The organism is Bradyrhizobium tropiciagri, from assembly GCF_018130545.1.
In the GTDB taxonomy this organism is placed as follows: Bacteria; Pseudomonadota; Alphaproteobacteria; order Rhizobiales; family Xanthobacteraceae; genus Bradyrhizobium; species Bradyrhizobium tropiciagri_A.
In genome coordinates, this window is the sequence record NZ_JAFCKF010000005.1 from 380934 (window position 1) to 395668 (window position 14735).

The following is a 14735-nucleotide window of genomic DNA, read 5'->3' on the forward strand; positions in this document are numbered from 1 at the left end:
GCGTGGCGCGGCGATATGGGGAGCCTGGTGCGGTGATGGGGCGGCGAAATGCGGCGCCGGGCGTGGCGCCATCGCCGGTCGCTGCGGGGCATGGAACGCAGGTGCGGCCGGTCGAGCCATCGCAGGTGGCCGAGCCATTGCAGGCGGTCTTGCCATTGCGGGTGGGGTAGCGTGCACCATCGGTGCGGAGGGACGCGCCATCGCCGGCGGCGCGGCTGGACGTGCTGCCGCCGCTGGGGCTCCACCTCTTGCGTGTGGATCGTGTGGTTGGGCGGCCGCGCCGTTCGCCGCGAGCGTCGCGGCACCAACGAAAAGTACAGCAAAGTAAATCCCGCGGGGAGGCATGAGCGTGGCTCTCCGTCCATCCCTGCCCGCAGAGCTTCAACGCACAGATGTCGAAATCGTTCTTGTCGGCCGCAGCCGGCGGTGCGGTCTTCCGACGCAGGGAACCGTCAGGAGACATCCTGGGTCAGGGCGGCCGCAATCCGCTCCAACGCCCAGTCGACCTGATCGGCCGTGATCACCAGCGGCGGGGCGATGCGGATGGTGTGCTCGTGGGTGTCCTTGGCGAGGATGCCGCGCGCTTGCAGCGCCAGGCAGTAACGGCGGGCGCCGCCGGCTTCCGGGTGCAGTTCGATCGCCAGCATCAGCCCGCGTCCGCGCACCTCGCGGATGACGTTGGCGCGGATGTCCTGCAATCCGGCGAGAAACCGCGCGCCCTGTTGCGCCGCGTTCTCGATCATGCCTTCCTCGACCAGCACCCGCAGCGCTGCGCGTGCCACCGCACAGGCCAGCGGGTTGCCGCCGAAGGTCGAGCCGTGCTGGCCCGGCCGCAGCGTGCCAAGCACGGCGTTGTTCGAGAGCACCGCCGACACCGGATAGAAGCCGCCCGACAGCGCCTTGCCGAGCAGCGTCACGTCGGCCTCGATGCCTTCGTGCTGCTCGGCGAGCAGCTTGCCGGTGCGGCCGAGCCCGGTCTGGATCTCGTCGAGCACGAGCATCACATTGCGCGCGGTGCACAGCTCACGCACGCGCGCGAAATAGCCCGGCGGTGGAATGATGACGCCGGCTTCGCCCTGCACCGGCTCGACCAGGAAGGCCGCGGTGTTCGGCGTGATCGCCTGCTCGAGTGCCGCGGCATCGCCGAACGGGATGATCTTGAAGCCCGGCGCGAACGGGCCGAAATGATCGCGCGACGCCGGGTCGGTCGAGAAGCCGACGATGCCGAGCGTACGTCCGTGAAAATTATTGGCGCAGACGATGATCTCGGCCTGCCCGTCCGGCACGCCCTTGATCTCATAGGCCCATTTGCGCACCGACTTGATCGCGCTCTCCACCGCCTCGGCGCCGCTGTTCATCGGCAGCACCTTGTGCGAGCCGGTCAGCTCCGCGAGCTCACGATAGAACGGAGCGAGCTGGTCGTTGTGGAAGGCGCGCGAGGTCAGCGTCAGCCGATGCGCCTGCTCGATCATTGCTGCCAGGATCTTCGGATGACAGTGGCCCTGGCTCACCGCCGAATAGGCGGAGAGACAGTCGAGATACCGGTTGCCATCGATGTCCCAGACCCAGACGCCTTCGCCGCGGGACAGGACCACCCCGATCGGCTCGTAATTGTAGGTGCCGAACTGCGCTTCGGTTGCGAGGAAATTAGTGACCGATGCATTCATCATGCGTCACTCCCGCTTCAGCGCACGAGAGATTACATCAATTCGTGCCTGCAGTTGATTTGGGTGTCAGTTCCTCCACAGGGAAGTGGGCTACCGGCCAAATTCGCGGGGGCAATACTCTCTATGCGTTGATGCTGCAGGGCACGCTGAGGAAGCCGCGGAAGCGCACCCGGCCGCCGCGCACCGGCTCGCCGTCGAGCAGATAGTTCGGGAAGCGCTTGAGGAACCGCGAGATCGCGATGGCGCCCTCGAGGCGCGCCAACGCCATCCCTGCGCATTGATGCGCGCCGGTGCCGAAGGCGAGGTGGCGGTTCGGCGTGCGTGCGACGTCGAATCTTTCGGGCTCGGGGAATTGCGCGGGGTCGCGGTTGGCGGCGCCGATGCACAGCGTGACCAGCGAGCCGGCCGGCAGCTTGATGCCGCCGAGCTCGGTCTCTTCCACGATCATGCGGTTGCCGAGCTGGTTCGAGCTTTCGTAGCGCAGCATCTCCTCGACCGCGGTCTTGATCAGATCGGGCTGCGCGATCAGCCGCTGCTTCTGATCCGGATTTTGCGACAGCGTCACCAGCCCGTTGCCGATCAAATTGGTCGTGGTCTCGTGGCCGGCGTTGAGCAGGAAGATGCAATTGTGCAGCAATTCCTTTGCGGTCAGCCGCTCACCATTGTCCTCGCCCTGGATCAATCGCGTCAGCACATCGCGCTCGGGATTGCCCGGCTTGGCGCGGCGACGCTCGACCAGGGTTTCGAGATAGCCGAGAAAATCCTTCACCGCGGTGTTGCCGCGGTCGAACGCCTCCTTGCCGATCACCGGCTCCAGCGCGCCCAGGATTGCCAGCGACCAGTCGCGCAGCGGCTCGCGCTCGTCGTGAGGCACGTCGAGCAGATTGCCGATCACCTCGACCGGGATCGCCGAGGCGAAATCCTCGATCAGCTCGAAGCGGTTGCGGGTCTCGATCCGGTCGAGCAGGCTGTCGACCAGCGCGATCAGGTCCGGCTCCATGCCGGCGATCGCGCGCGGCGACAAGGCACCCATGATCAGCCGCCGCACGCGGGTGTGCGCCGGCGGATCGTTGAAGACGAGGCTTGTGGTGTGGTGCTCGTACAGCGGCGAGTCACCGTATTTCGGCAAGAACTCCTTCTTCTTGTCGGAGGAGAACGTCTTGGTGTTCTTGTAGGCGGCGATCAGGTCGTCGTAGCGGGTGAGGAAATAGCAGCCGTTCGGCAGCCGCTTGACCGGCGCGGTCTCGCGCAGCGCGCGATAGGTCGGGTAGGGGTTGGCGTAGAACTCAGGCGTCAGCTTTTCCAGGTCGAAGCCGTCAGCCAGCTCTCGCGCGTGCCCGTCCATGGCGGATATCCAGCCCTGATTAGTTTCATTTGCAACTATCGTAAGCCGCGAGCGGCGGCCACGCAACACAATTTGCAAGCTGACGGAACAGCGCACCGCGCGCCGCGTGATGCCTGTAAATCGCAGAGCCACATGCGGTATTGCGCTTTGATGAAGCGCGCGTGGCCCACTACAGTCCCGGCCAAATAATAGAGAACTGGAAACGCCGATGCATGCCCGTGCCGAGACTGCGGCCTCCTGGCCCGAGGAGATTTTCTCGATCCTGCAACGCTTCGAGGTGCGCCAGGTGCCCTACGTGCCGGACGCCGGGCATTCGGAGTTGATCGAGCGGGTGCTGGGATCATCCTCGATGCGCGGTATCGCGTTGACGACCGAGGAGGAGGGCGTGGCGCTGCTCGCAGGCGCCTGGGCCGGCGGCCAGCGCGGCGTGCTGCTGATGCAGTCGAGCGGCGTCGGCAATTGCATCAACATGCTGTCGCTGGTGCAGATCTTCCGCCTGCCGTTCCTCACGCTGGTGACGATGCGCGGCGAATGGGGCGAGTTCAATCCCTGGCAGGTGCCGATGGGGTCGAACACGCAAGGCATTCTCGAATTGTCGGGGATCAAGGTGCTGCGTGCTTCGCGTCCGGATGAGGTCCGCGAGGTCGTCGAGGCCGGCGCGGCGCAGGCCTACAACGCCTGCACGCCAACCGCCGTCCTGCTGTCGCAGCGCCTGATCGGGGCAAAGGTCTTCACCAAATGAGCAAAGCCAATCTCCTCGACCGCCGCGCCGTGGTTTCCGAACTGCTGCGAGATCGCAAGGGCGCCTTCGCGATCGGAGGCCTCGGCGCCTCGACCTATGACATCGCCGCCGCCGGCGACCATGATCGCAACTTCTACCTCTGGGGCGGCATGGGTGGCGCGGTGATGATCGGACTCGGCCTGGCGCTGGCCCAGCCGACGCTGCCGGTCGTCGTGATCACCGGTGACGGCGAGATGCTGATGGGCATGGGAAGCCTTGCGACTGTCGGCCTGCAGCAGCCCAAAAACCTCTCGATCATCGTGCTGGACAACGAGGCGTATGGCGAAACCGGTGGCCAGACCAGCCATACCGGTGGAACCGCCGACCTCGTCGGTGTTGCCAAAGCCTGCGGAATCGGGAATAGCCGCGCGATCAGCACGATGGCCGAGGTCGAGGCTTTTGCCTCGTCTTTGCAGGACGTTATGGCAGGGCCGCGGTTCGCCAGCGCGAAGATCGACGGGGCCAATCTGGAGCGCGTGCTGTCCAGCCGCGACGGCACCTACATCGTGAACCGCATCAGGGGATCGATCGGCCACACTCCAATTTAAAGTGGCTTTCGCGGTGCAATAGAACCTTGACTTTTGGTAAAGTGAGTGATTACTCACGACCCAAATGTCGACCTTACGCATGACGAGTGACTTGCGGCGTCAGTTGATCCTGAGCGCTGCAAAGCGATGCTTCGCCCGCAACGGCTTTGCCGGCACCACGACAAAGAGCGTGGCGGCCGCGGCTGCCATTTCGGAAGGGCTGCTGTTCAAGCACTTCCCGTCGAAGGCGGCGCTCTACGCCGAAATCCTTGCCGAAGAGTGCGAGGCGGATCCCGATCTCGCGCATCTGCTCGGCCAGGAGCCGTCGACTGCGACGCTGGTCGAACTGGTGGAGGGCATGGTCGGCCACTTCATGCAGCTGCGCGATGCGCCGGACCAGGAAGAGGCGCAGCGGATGCGCCTGATGGTGACGAGCCATCTCGACGACGGCGAGTTTGCGCGCCTGCTCTACGACAAGGTCGGCAAGCTGATCGGCCCGACCTTCGCCGCTTCGCTTGAGCGGGCGATCGCTGCCGGCGAGGCGACGCGGATCGGCGACGATCCGCTCAACCTGTTCTGGTTTGCGCATCACACCGTGCTTATGGCCGCGCTGACGCAGCTGCCTGCGACACCATGTCTCCCCTACGGCGATGCCGCTGCCACCGAGCGGCAGCTCAGCCAATTCATTCTTCGCGGCATCGGACTTACCGAGGCCGCAATTTCAACTCATTTGGGCCGCCAGCCGTCGCCGAGCGCAGGACCGTCGGTAACTGCAGAAAGTGCATGACATGAACATTCAGACCGAAGGCCACATCTCGGGCCAACCGATCAAAGAGAAGCAAGCCAGGCGTCCCGTGAAGATGGTGCGCTGGTTCATCATCGTGGGCTTGCTGCTGGCCCTGCTGGTCGGCGCGCTGGTCGGCTTCAACGCCTTCCGCAGCCACATGATCGCGCAGTTCTTTGCCAACAATAAGCCGCCGCCGTCGAACGTCTCGGCCGTCGAGGCGAAGACGGAAGTGATTCCGAATCTGCTGACCGCCGTCGGCGATCTCGTTGCCGTGCACCAGGTCAACGTCACCACCGACGTGCCGGGCCGCATCACCGAGATCCAGTTCACCGCCGGTAGCCATGTGAAGGCGGGCACGCCGCTGGTGCAGTTGTTCGACGCACCGGAGCAGGGCGACCTCGCCAGCTTCAAGGCGCAGGCAACCGTCGGCGAGCAGCAGCTCGACCGCGCAAAGCAGCTGGCCTCGCGCCAGTTCGGGCCGCAGTCGACCGTCGACACGGCGCAGGCGACCTACGACCAGGCCAAGGCGGGCATTGCCAAGACCGAAGCGCTGATCTCGCAGAAGCTGGTGCGCGCGCCGTTCGAAGGCGATCTCGGCGTTCGCCAGGTCGAAGTCGGCCAGTATCTGACGGCCGGCACGCAGATCGTGTCGCTCACCGATCTGTCGGTGCTGTACGCCAACATGACCGTGACCGAAAAGCAGAGCTCGCAGATCAAGGTCGGCCAGACCGTGCGGATTGCGGTCGACGCCTATCCGGGCCGCACCTTCGACGGCAAGATTACGACCATCGAGCCGCAGATCGCGACCGACACCCGCAACATCAAGGTGCAGGCGACGATCCAGAATCCGGACAGCATCCTCAAGCCCGGCATGTTCGCGACCGCCACGATCGTGCTGCCCGAGCAGCCGCCGGTCGTCACCGTTCCTGAAACAGCGGTCGATTACACGCTGTACGGCGACTCGGTGTTCCTGATCACCGAGAAGAAGGGCGACGACGGCAAGACCACGCTGACCGCGGACCGTACCTTCGTGAAGACCGGTAAGCGCGTCGAAGGTCGCGTCGAGATCCTCAAGGGTCTGAAGGCCGGCGACAAGGTCGTGGCCGTCGGCCAGATCAAGCTGCAGTCGGGCATGGCGGTCGTGATCTCGACCGATCCGCCGCCGCCGGTGCCGGCCGAGCCGCCGCGCTACTAATCCTGATCATTTGAACTCGGAGGGCCTGATGGCCCTCCGCCACTTGCGCCGAATATCGGCAGACAACACGAATCGAGTTGGCGATGGCCTTCACTGATATTTTCATCAAGCGCCCGGTGCTGTCGGTCGTCGTCAGCCTGCTGATCCTGCTGATCGGCTTGCGCGCGGCGATGGTGCTGCCGATCCGGCAATATCCGAATCTCTCGAACACCGTCGTGACGATCACGACGTCCTATCCCGGCGCGTCGCCCGAGCTGATCAACGGCTTCATCACGACGCCGATCGAGCAGGCGGTCGCTTCGGCCGAGGGCGTCGACTACATGACGTCGAACTCGGTGCTCGGCACCTCGACGATCCAGGTCTATGTCAAGCTCAACCACGATCCGAACCAGGCGCTCACCGAGGTGCTCGCCAAGGTCAACTCGGTCAAATATCTGATCCCGAAGGAAGCCTTCGACCCGGTCGTGACCAAGGCGACCGGTGACACCATCGCCGTGATGTATCTCGGCTTCTCCAGCGAGGAGCTCACCGGATCGGCGATCTCCGACTATCTGACCCGCGTCGTGCAGCCGGTGCTCTCGACGGTCGACGGCGTCGCATCGGCCGACATCCTCGGCGGTCAGACCTTCGCGATGCGCGTCTGGCTCGATCCGACCCGGATGGCCGGACGCGGCGTGTCGCCCAACGACGTTGCGGCTGCGATCGCCGCCAACAACTTCCAGGCGGCCGCCGGCCAGACCAAGGGGTTCTTCATCGTCTCCAACGTCTCGGCCAACACCGACCTTCAGAACATCGATCAGTTCAAGCGAATGATCGTGAAGTCGAAAGACGGCGGCTTCGTGCGCATCGAGGACATCGCGACGGTGGAGCTCGCGGCGCAGTCGACCGACGCCAGCGTCGCCTTCAACGGCGAGCATGCGATCTTCATCGGCATCAAGGCGACGCCGCAGGGCAACCCGCTGAGTCTTGTGAAGGGCGTGCGCGCGCTGTTCCCCGATCTCGAACGCAATTTGCCGCCGTCGATGAAGATGAAGGTGGCCTACGACTCCACCAAGTTCATCCAATCGTCGATCGACGAGGTCGAGAAGACGCTCACGGAAGCGGTGCTGATCGTCGTCGTCGTCATCTTCCTGTTCCTGGCGTCGTTCCGCTCGGTGATCATTCCGGTGGTCACCATTCCGCTGTCGCTGGTCGGTGTCTGCATCCTGATGCTGGCCGCGGGCTTCAGCTTCAACCTGCTGACGCTGCTGGCGATGGTGCTGGCGATCGGCCTCGTGGTCGACGACGCCATCGTTGTGGTGGAGAACATCCATCGACATCTCGAGGAGGGCCTGCCACCCGTGCAGGCATCGCTGAAAGGCGCCCGCGAGATCGTCGGCCCCGTCGTCTCCATGACGATCACGCTGGCGGCGGTGTACGCGCCGATCGGCTTCCTCGGTGGCGTGACCGGCACGCTGTTCCGTGAATTCGCCTTCACGCTGGCCGGCTCGGTGATCGTGTCGGGCGTGATCGCGCTGACGCTGTCGCCGATGATGTGCTCGGTGTTCCTCAAGAGCTCGGAAGAGGGGCGTTTCGCCAAGCTGGTCAGCCGCGTGTTCGGTGCGATGACCCGCGGCTACGGCCGCCTGCTCGACCGTTCGCTCGACTACCGCCCGATCACGGCGCTGTTCGCCCTGACCATCCTCGGCCTGGTCGGCTTCCTCTACATGCACATCCAGAAGGAGCTGGCGCCGCAGGAAGACCAGGGCATCGTGTTCGCGATCACCAAGGCGCCGAAATACGCCAACATCGACTACATCGACTACTACGGCGACAAGATGGACAAGGAGTTCCAGAAGTTTCCCGAGACCGACCTGCGGTTCATCCTGAACGGCATCACCGGTCCGCAGGGCGGCTTCGCCGGCGCGCTGTTGAAGCCGTGGGACGAGCGCAAGCGTACCGCGCAGCAGTTGCAGCCGCTGATGCAGGCCGAGCTGTCGAAGCTTGAAGGCATCAACGCGTTCGCGTTCAGCCTGCCGCCGCTGCCTGGCGGCCCCGGCGGCCTGCCGGTGCAGATGGTGATCTCGTCGACGGCTGGATTCCAGCAGGTCTTCGACGAGATGAACAAGCTGAAGGCAGCCGCGCGCAAGAGCGGCCTGTTCATCGTCACCGATAGCGACCTCGACTTCAACCAGCCGGTGGTCCGGGTGAAGGTCGATCGCTCCAAGGCGAGCGACCTCGGCATCACCATGCAGTCGATCGGCGGTGCGCTGGCGACGCTGCTCGGCGGCAACTATGTCAACCGCTTCAACCTGGAAGGCCGCTCCTATCAGGTGATCCCGCAGGTGCCGCGCGCCAACCGGCTCGCGCCCGAAGCGTTCAACGATTACTATGTCCCGACCGCGACCGGGCAACTGGTGCGGCTGTCGACCGTGGTGTCGGTCGAGACCGGCGTCGATCCGAACGCTCTGACCCACTACAACCAGCTCAACTCGTCGACCTTCCAGGCCGTGCCGATGCCCGGCGTCTCGATGGGCCAGGCGGTGGAGTTCCTGACAGGCGAAGCCAAGAAGCTGCCGACCGGCTTCAGCTACGACTTCCTCGCCGACTCCCGGCAATACGTCCATGAAGGCAACCAGCTGCTGGTCACCTTCGCGTTCGCCATCATTATCATCTTCCTGGTGCTGGCGGCGCAGTTCGAGAGCCTGCGCGATCCGTTCGTGATCATGATCTCGGTGCCGATGGCGATCGTCGGCGCCCTGATCCCGCTGTTCTTCGGCGTCGCCACCATGAACATCTACACCCAGGTGGGGTTGCTGACGCTGGTCGGACTGATCACCAAGCACGGCATCCTGATGGTGGAGTTCGCCAACGAACTGCAGCTCAACGAAGGACTGGACCGCCGCTCGGCGATCGAGATGTCGGCCCGGATTCGTCTGCGTCCGATCCTGATGACGACGGCGGCGATGGTCACCGGCCTGCTGCCGTTGCTCACCGCTTCGGGCGCCGGCGCCGCCAGCCGCTTCTCGATCGGGCTTGTCGTCGTCACCGGCATGACGATCGGCACGCTGTTCACGCTGTTCGTGCTGCCGATGGTCTACACGGTGATCGCGACCGACCACCAGGCCGCGGCCCGTTCGGACCGCGCCAAGCAGATCGCCGACTACGAACTCGAAGGCCGCGGCGGCGCACTGAAACCAACCTGAGCCCTCTAGGCTCATGCTCGCAGGAAAGGCGGCACTGGCGAAAGCCACTGCCGCCTTTTCTTTGTCTCGTGATAGCTTCTGCCGACGGGCGGGCAGAAGACTTTTTGGCTTGACGCGTTTTCTTCACGCGAACCGGGAGACCACTTCGCTCGAAAACGCTATGCTCCCCTGACAAGATCTGGAGGAAACTGGCATGGCGAGCGAGTTTGCGGCGGGCAATTACCGGTTCATTCCGGCGGTGTTCCAGTATTCAAGCGGCGCGCAGGCGAACGCCGGCTACGAGATCGAGCGGGTCCGCTTCGACCGCCTGGTGCCGCTTGCGGAAGGCTTTGCGCGGATCGCGGCCTACATCAAGGGCGCCGGCCGGCCGCTGACCTCGTTCTGTGCCTGCGAATTGCGCTCGCCGGCCGCCTTCACCGAGGATGGCTTCCGCGCCTTCAACCAGCACTATGTCAAGACGCTCGCCGAATGGGGCCTGTTCGACGGCGCCATCAATCCGGTGGCGCGCAGCAATGTCTGTCCCGAAATCGATCCGCCGGCCGAGCCGTCGTTCCATGCGTTCTCGTTCACGCGGCCGAGCACGAGCACGTCGCCGTCCTTCGTGATCGCCGGCGGCGCTGAGGCGCGCGGCGGCACCGCCCCCTATCCCGACCGCATCGTTTGCTACCGTGATCTCAGTCCTGGCGCGTGGCGGGAGAAGGTCCGCTTCACCGCAGGTGAGATGGAGCGGCGCCTCGCCGAGTTCAGCTTCGGCTGGCAGGAGACGACGGCGGTGCAGGCCTACACCGTGCACGACATCCATCCGGTGATGGCCGACGAATTGGTCCGCCGCGGCGCCACGCGCTCGGGCCTGACCTGGCACTTCTGCCGCCCGCCGGTGATCGATCTCGAATACGAGATGGATTGCAGGCGGGTGCTGCGGGAAGTGGTGATCTAGCCCGAGCCAATTCTCACTGGGGTGGGGTGCGACTGGTGGGCAATCTAAGGCCACGCCAGCCGCTCACGTTGCATTGTCCATATCTGTTGTCGCCTGCAGCGACTGCAGTTCCGTCGGTCTTGATCGCGACGGTGTGCGCGCAACCTGCAGCAATCCCGACGATCTCGCGCCAGTCCCCGACCTTGCATTGCCCAAATTTATTCCAGCCTGCCGCAGTCACCGTGCTGTTCGATCGCAGCCCCACGGTGTGACTGCTGCCGACGGCGATCTCCACAATGTCGCGCCAATCGTCCAGCTCGCACTGGCCTTCCGCGTTTCGACCTGTGGCCAACGCTTCGCCGCCAGATGTAAGGCCGACAGTATGAAGATAGCCGGCGGCTATCCGAACGATATCTCGCCACTCGGATACGTTGCATTGCCCGTACTGATTGTTGCCGGCTGCAATCACGGTGCCGTCGGATTTGAGGCCGACGGTGTGCCAGTCACCCGCTGCGACCGCGACGATATCGTGCCAGTCGCTCACATCGCACGCACCCTCATTGCTGCGCCCCACCGCAACGACCCGGCCGTCCGACCTGACGCCGACGGTGCGGCGCCATCCCCCGGCAACGCCGACGATGTTGCGCCATCCGTCGACATCGCACTGACCGTGTACGTTCCATCCGGCGGCCACCATGGTTCCGTCCGATCGAAGTCCAATCGAATGTGCGTTGCCGGTATTTGTCGCCATATGAACGTTGCCCGACGCGACCGCCGAAATGTCACGCCAGCTGCCCACGTCGCATTGACCGTATTTGTTGTCACCTATGGCCGTCACACTCCCGTCCGAGTGGATGCCAAGAGTATGACGAGAACCGGCGCTGATCGTGGAACTGATGGCTGCCTCCTCGGCGTAGCGATGAAAAGCTTGGCAGTTGCGGCGCTCACCGCGCCTTCGGATCCAGCGCGTCGCGCAGGCCGTCACCGACCAAATTGAACGACAGCACCACCAGGAAGATCGCAAACCCGGGCCAGATCGCCATCCACGGCGCGGTGGTCAGGAAGCGCTGCGCGGCGTTGAGCATGCTGCCCCAGGACGGCGACGGCGGCTGCTGGCCGAGGCCGAGGAAGGACAGCGCAGCCTCGGCGATGATCGCGGCCGCGATCGACAGCGTCGCCTGCACCAGCAGTGCCGGCAGGATGTTGGGCAGGATGTGCACCAGCGCGATGCGCCAGCGCGGATTGCCCATGGCGCGCGCGGCCTCGACATAGTCCTCGACCTTAACGCTCATCACCTGGCCGCGGGTCAGGCGGATGAAGATCGGGGTCGCCGAGACGCCGATCGCGATCATCGCATTGCCGAGGCTCGGGCCGAGGAACGCTGCGAGCGCGATCGCCAGGATCAGGAACGGGCAGGCCAGCATCGCGTCGGTGATGCGGCTGATCAGGGCGTCGATGAAGCCGCCGCGATAGCCGGCGAGCAATCCGAGCGGTACGCCGATCGCAAGCGCGATGCCGACCGAGATCACGCCGGCGAGCAGCGAGGCGCGCGCGCCGTACACGACGCGGACGAGCACGTCGCGACCGAGTTCGTCAGTGCCGAACCAGTGCTGCATCGACGGCGCCTTGCGGACCAGCGACCAGCTCGTCGCAATGGGATCATAGGGCACGATCAGCGGCGCGAACACGGCAAGCAGAATGAAGAGCGCGATCACGGCAAGGCCGAGCACCGCACCCTTGCGCCGGATCAGCCGCCGCCAGGCGCGCCGCGCCGGGCTCTCCAGCGTCTCGGCGGCGGCAAGCGAAGCGGAGGGGTTGAGCACAGCATCCGTCATCCGATCAGCCTCTCAGCCGCGGGTTGACGAGGATATAGGCGATGTCGGCGATCAGGTTGAGCGTGATGTAGATCGTCGCCGTCGTCAGCACCACACCTTGCACTACGGCATAGTCGCGGTTGAACACGGCATCGACTATCAGCTTGCCGAAGCCCGGGATCGAGAAGATCTGCTCGGTGAGAACCGCACCCGACAGCAGCGTGCCGAGCTCCAGCGCGCCGAGCGTGATGATCGGCGTCAGCGCGTTCCGCATCGCGTGCTTGAGGATCACCATGCGTTCGGACAGGCCCTTGGCGCGCGCGGTGCGGACATAGTCGCTCTCCAGCACTTGCAGCATGGCGCTTCGCGTGTGCCGCATCAGGATCGCCGCGATCGCATTACCGAGCACGAAGGCGGGCATGATGGTGACGGCAAGGCTGGCGCGCCAGTTCTCGCTCAGCGGCACATAGCCGGACGCTGGCAGCCAGCCCAGTTCGATCGAGAACAGGAAGATCAGCATGATGCCGAGCCAGAAGTTCGGCGTCGAGATGCCCCACAGCGCGAACAGATTGGCACCGTAGTCCCAGACCGTACCCTTCTTAACTGCCGAGACGATGCCGGCGGGAATGCCGATCAGGAAGGCGATCACGATCGCCATCGCGGCAAGCTGCAGCGTCACCGGCAGCTTCTGCGCGATCAGATCCAGCACCGGCATCTTGTTGCGCAGGGACTCGCCGAAATCCCCCGACAGCACGCCCTTGATCCAGTAGACGTACTGCACCGGGATCGGCTGATCGAGATGGTACTGCGCGCGGATCTGCGCGATCACCGCCGGATCGCGCTCCTCGCCGGCCATCACCAGCGCCGGATCGCCCGGCAGCAAATGCTGCAACGAGAAGATCAGGATCGAGACGAAGAACAGCGTCGGCACGATCTGAACCAGCCGCTTGGCGAGGAAGTTCAGCATGGCGGTGCTCGTGTTCCCGACGCTGGTGCGATCACTTCAGCTTCAGCCCGACCACGCGCACCAGGCCATCAGGCATCTGCTTGTAGCCGTCGAGTTTCGTCGTGTGCGCGATGATGATGCGGCGGTGGTAGATATAGAGCAGGGCTTCGTCCTCGAGTTCCAGCTTGGTCAGCCTGGCGTAGATCGCCTTGCGCTGTGCCATGTCGGTGGTGAGGCGGGCATCGTCGAGCGCCTTGTCGGCCTCCGGATTGGCCCAGCCGCTGTAGTTCTGCGGCGCATCCTTGTGCAGGAAGACGTAGGAATTGCCGTCCGGGTCGATGCGGCCGCTCCACGCCAGCATATACGCCTGATATTCGCCGGCCTCGGCCTGCTTCAGCGACGTCGCGAATTCGGTGACCCGGATCTTCATGTCGAAGCCGGCTTCCGCGGCCATCGATTGAATGACCTGTGCGGAGCCCTCGGTCTCGGGGCCCTTCGGCACCATGAAGTCGATGCTGACCGGCGGCGTGACGCCGGCCTCCTTCAACAGTGCCTTGGCTTTCTCGACGTCGCGTGGACGAATCGGGAAATCCTTCTGATAATAGGGATGATCTGGGCTGACCCATTGGTTGCCGGGCCGGAACTCGCCGTTGAACACGACCTGGTTCAGCGCCTCTCGGTCGATTGAGAGATCGAGCGCCTGCCGCACCTTGGCGGATTGGCTGAGCGGACCCTTGGCCTTGTCCTTGCCGATGTTGAGCGTGATGCCTTGATAGCCGAGCTCGATCGCGCTCGACACCTTGAGCCGAGAGTCGGCCCGCACGTCCTTCAGGTCGGTTGCAAGCACGCGCTCGATCAGGTCGAGCCCGCCGGACTTGAGGTTTGCGAGCCGTACCGTGGCGTCGACGATCGGCAGATAGACGATGCGGTCGATGAAGACGTTGTCCTTGTTCCAGTAGTCGGTGAACTTCTCCAGCACGATCCGGTCCTGCTGCACGCGCTCGACGAATTTGTAGGGGCCGGCGCAGACCGGATGCAGGCCGAACTTGTCGCCGGCAGCCTTGGCGGCCTTGGGCGACACCATCATGCCGGCGCGGTCGGTGAGCTGCGCGATCAGGGGAGAGAACGGCGCCTTGAGCACCAGCTTGATGGTCAGGGGATCGACGACGTCGATGTGATCGATGCTGGCAAGCTCCGGCTTCCGGAACGAGCCGGGAAAGGTCAAATGGCGCTCCAGCGAGAACTTGGCCGCCTCCGCATCGAGCAGCTCACCGTCCTGGAATTTGACGCCGGGCCTGAGCTTGATCGTGACCTCCTTGCCGTCGGCGGAGGTCTCGTGCGACAGCGCGAGCTGCGGCACGATGTTGAGCTTCTCGTCGATGTCGAACAGCTTGTCGCAGAGCGCGGCGAACACGATGCGGCCGACATAGGTGCGCGCCATGGTCGGATCGAGCACGTCGGGGTCCTCGGCAAGCCCGATCCGCAGCGTAGACTGGGCCTGGGCGCCTGCCACGAGCGAAAGCAGCAGGGCGGCGGCCATCGCCGCAAAACGAAACATCCTCATCGCGCAAC

Annotated in this window: 12 protein-coding genes; 6 read left to right on the plus strand and 6 right to left on the minus strand. The window is 64.5% G+C overall.

The features are described from left to right. Positions 1 to 452 precede the first annotated feature (452 nt). Complete coding sequence (gene rocD, locus JQ616_RS23385) at positions 453 to 1667, minus strand: ornithine--oxo-acid transaminase (protein ID WP_212019140.1); 1215 nt, start codon at positions 1665 to 1667, stop codon at positions 453 to 455. A gap of 121 nt (positions 1668 to 1788) precedes the next feature. Continuing rightward, positions 1789 to 3012, minus strand: coding sequence for a cytochrome P450 (locus JQ616_RS23390; protein WP_212018452.1), 1224 nt, complete (start codon positions 3010 to 3012; stop codon positions 1789 to 1791). 208 nt (positions 3013 to 3220) lie between these two features. On the opposite strand from JQ616_RS23390, the gene JQ616_RS23395 reads away from it, so the two are divergent. The 6 genes from JQ616_RS23395 to cnbZ all read left to right on the plus strand — a co-directional run bounded on the left by JQ616_RS23395 (position 3221) and on the right by cnbZ (position 10424). Next, positions 3221 to 3754: a thiamine pyrophosphate-binding protein gene (locus tag JQ616_RS23395; protein ID WP_163153037.1), complete on the plus strand. Its 534-nt coding sequence runs from the start codon at positions 3221 to 3223 to the stop codon at positions 3752 to 3754. Then, entirely contained in the window at positions 3751 to 4341 is a 591-nt protein-coding gene (locus JQ616_RS23400; RefSeq protein WP_212018454.1) for a thiamine pyrophosphate-dependent enzyme, read from the plus strand. Before JQ616_RS23395 ends, JQ616_RS23400 begins: the two co-directional genes overlap by 4 nt. A gap of 79 nt (positions 4342 to 4420) precedes the next feature. Further along, positions 4421 to 5107, plus strand: coding sequence for a TetR/AcrR family transcriptional regulator (locus JQ616_RS23405; RefSeq protein WP_433995993.1), 687 nt, complete (start codon positions 4421 to 4423; stop codon positions 5105 to 5107). A 1-nt stretch (position 5108) separates the two neighbouring features. Further along, positions 5109 to 6302 (plus strand): efflux RND transporter periplasmic adaptor subunit, encoded by a 1194-nt coding sequence (locus JQ616_RS23410; RefSeq protein ID WP_212018458.1) that lies wholly within the window; start codon positions 5109 to 5111, stop codon positions 6300 to 6302. A gap of 83 nt (positions 6303 to 6385) precedes the next feature. Beyond that, entirely contained in the window at positions 6386 to 9487 is a 3102-nt protein-coding gene (locus JQ616_RS23415) for a multidrug efflux RND transporter permease subunit (RefSeq protein ID WP_212018460.1), read from the plus strand. 193 nt (positions 9488 to 9680) lie between these two features. After that, on the plus strand, positions 9681 to 10424 hold the full coding sequence (gene cnbZ / locus JQ616_RS23420; RefSeq protein WP_212018462.1) for a 2-amino-5-chloromuconate deaminase CnbZ: 744 nt from the start codon (positions 9681 to 9683) through the stop codon (positions 10422 to 10424). 13 nt (positions 10425 to 10437) lie between these two features. Here cnbZ and JQ616_RS23425 read toward each other — a convergent pair whose 3' ends face one another. From JQ616_RS23425 to JQ616_RS23440, 4 genes are read right to left on the minus strand one after another with little or no spacing between them, the layout of a single operon-like run. Continuing rightward, entirely contained in the window at positions 10438 to 11388 is a 951-nt protein-coding gene (locus tag JQ616_RS23425; protein ID WP_212018464.1) for an RCC1 domain-containing protein, read from the minus strand. Further along, positions 11348 to 12238, minus strand: a complete 891-nt coding sequence (locus JQ616_RS23430) for an ABC transporter permease (protein WP_212018466.1) — start codon at positions 12236 to 12238, stop codon at positions 11348 to 11350. The genes JQ616_RS23425 and JQ616_RS23430 overlap by 41 nt, the downstream gene beginning before the upstream one ends. A 4-nt stretch (positions 12239 to 12242) precedes the next feature. Then, positions 12243 to 13184 carry an ABC transporter permease gene (locus JQ616_RS23435; RefSeq protein WP_212018468.1) on the minus strand — a complete coding sequence of 314 codons (942 nt, stop codon included), beginning with the start codon at positions 13182 to 13184 and terminating at the stop codon, positions 12243 to 12245. A gap of 31 nt (positions 13185 to 13215) precedes the next feature. Next, the gene (locus JQ616_RS23440; RefSeq protein ID WP_212018470.1) at positions 13216 to 14727 is read right to left on the minus strand and encodes an ABC transporter substrate-binding protein; all 1512 of its coding nucleotides are present in this window, start codon (positions 14725 to 14727) and stop codon (positions 13216 to 13218) included. Between the last annotated feature and the right edge of the window lie 8 nt (positions 14728 to 14735).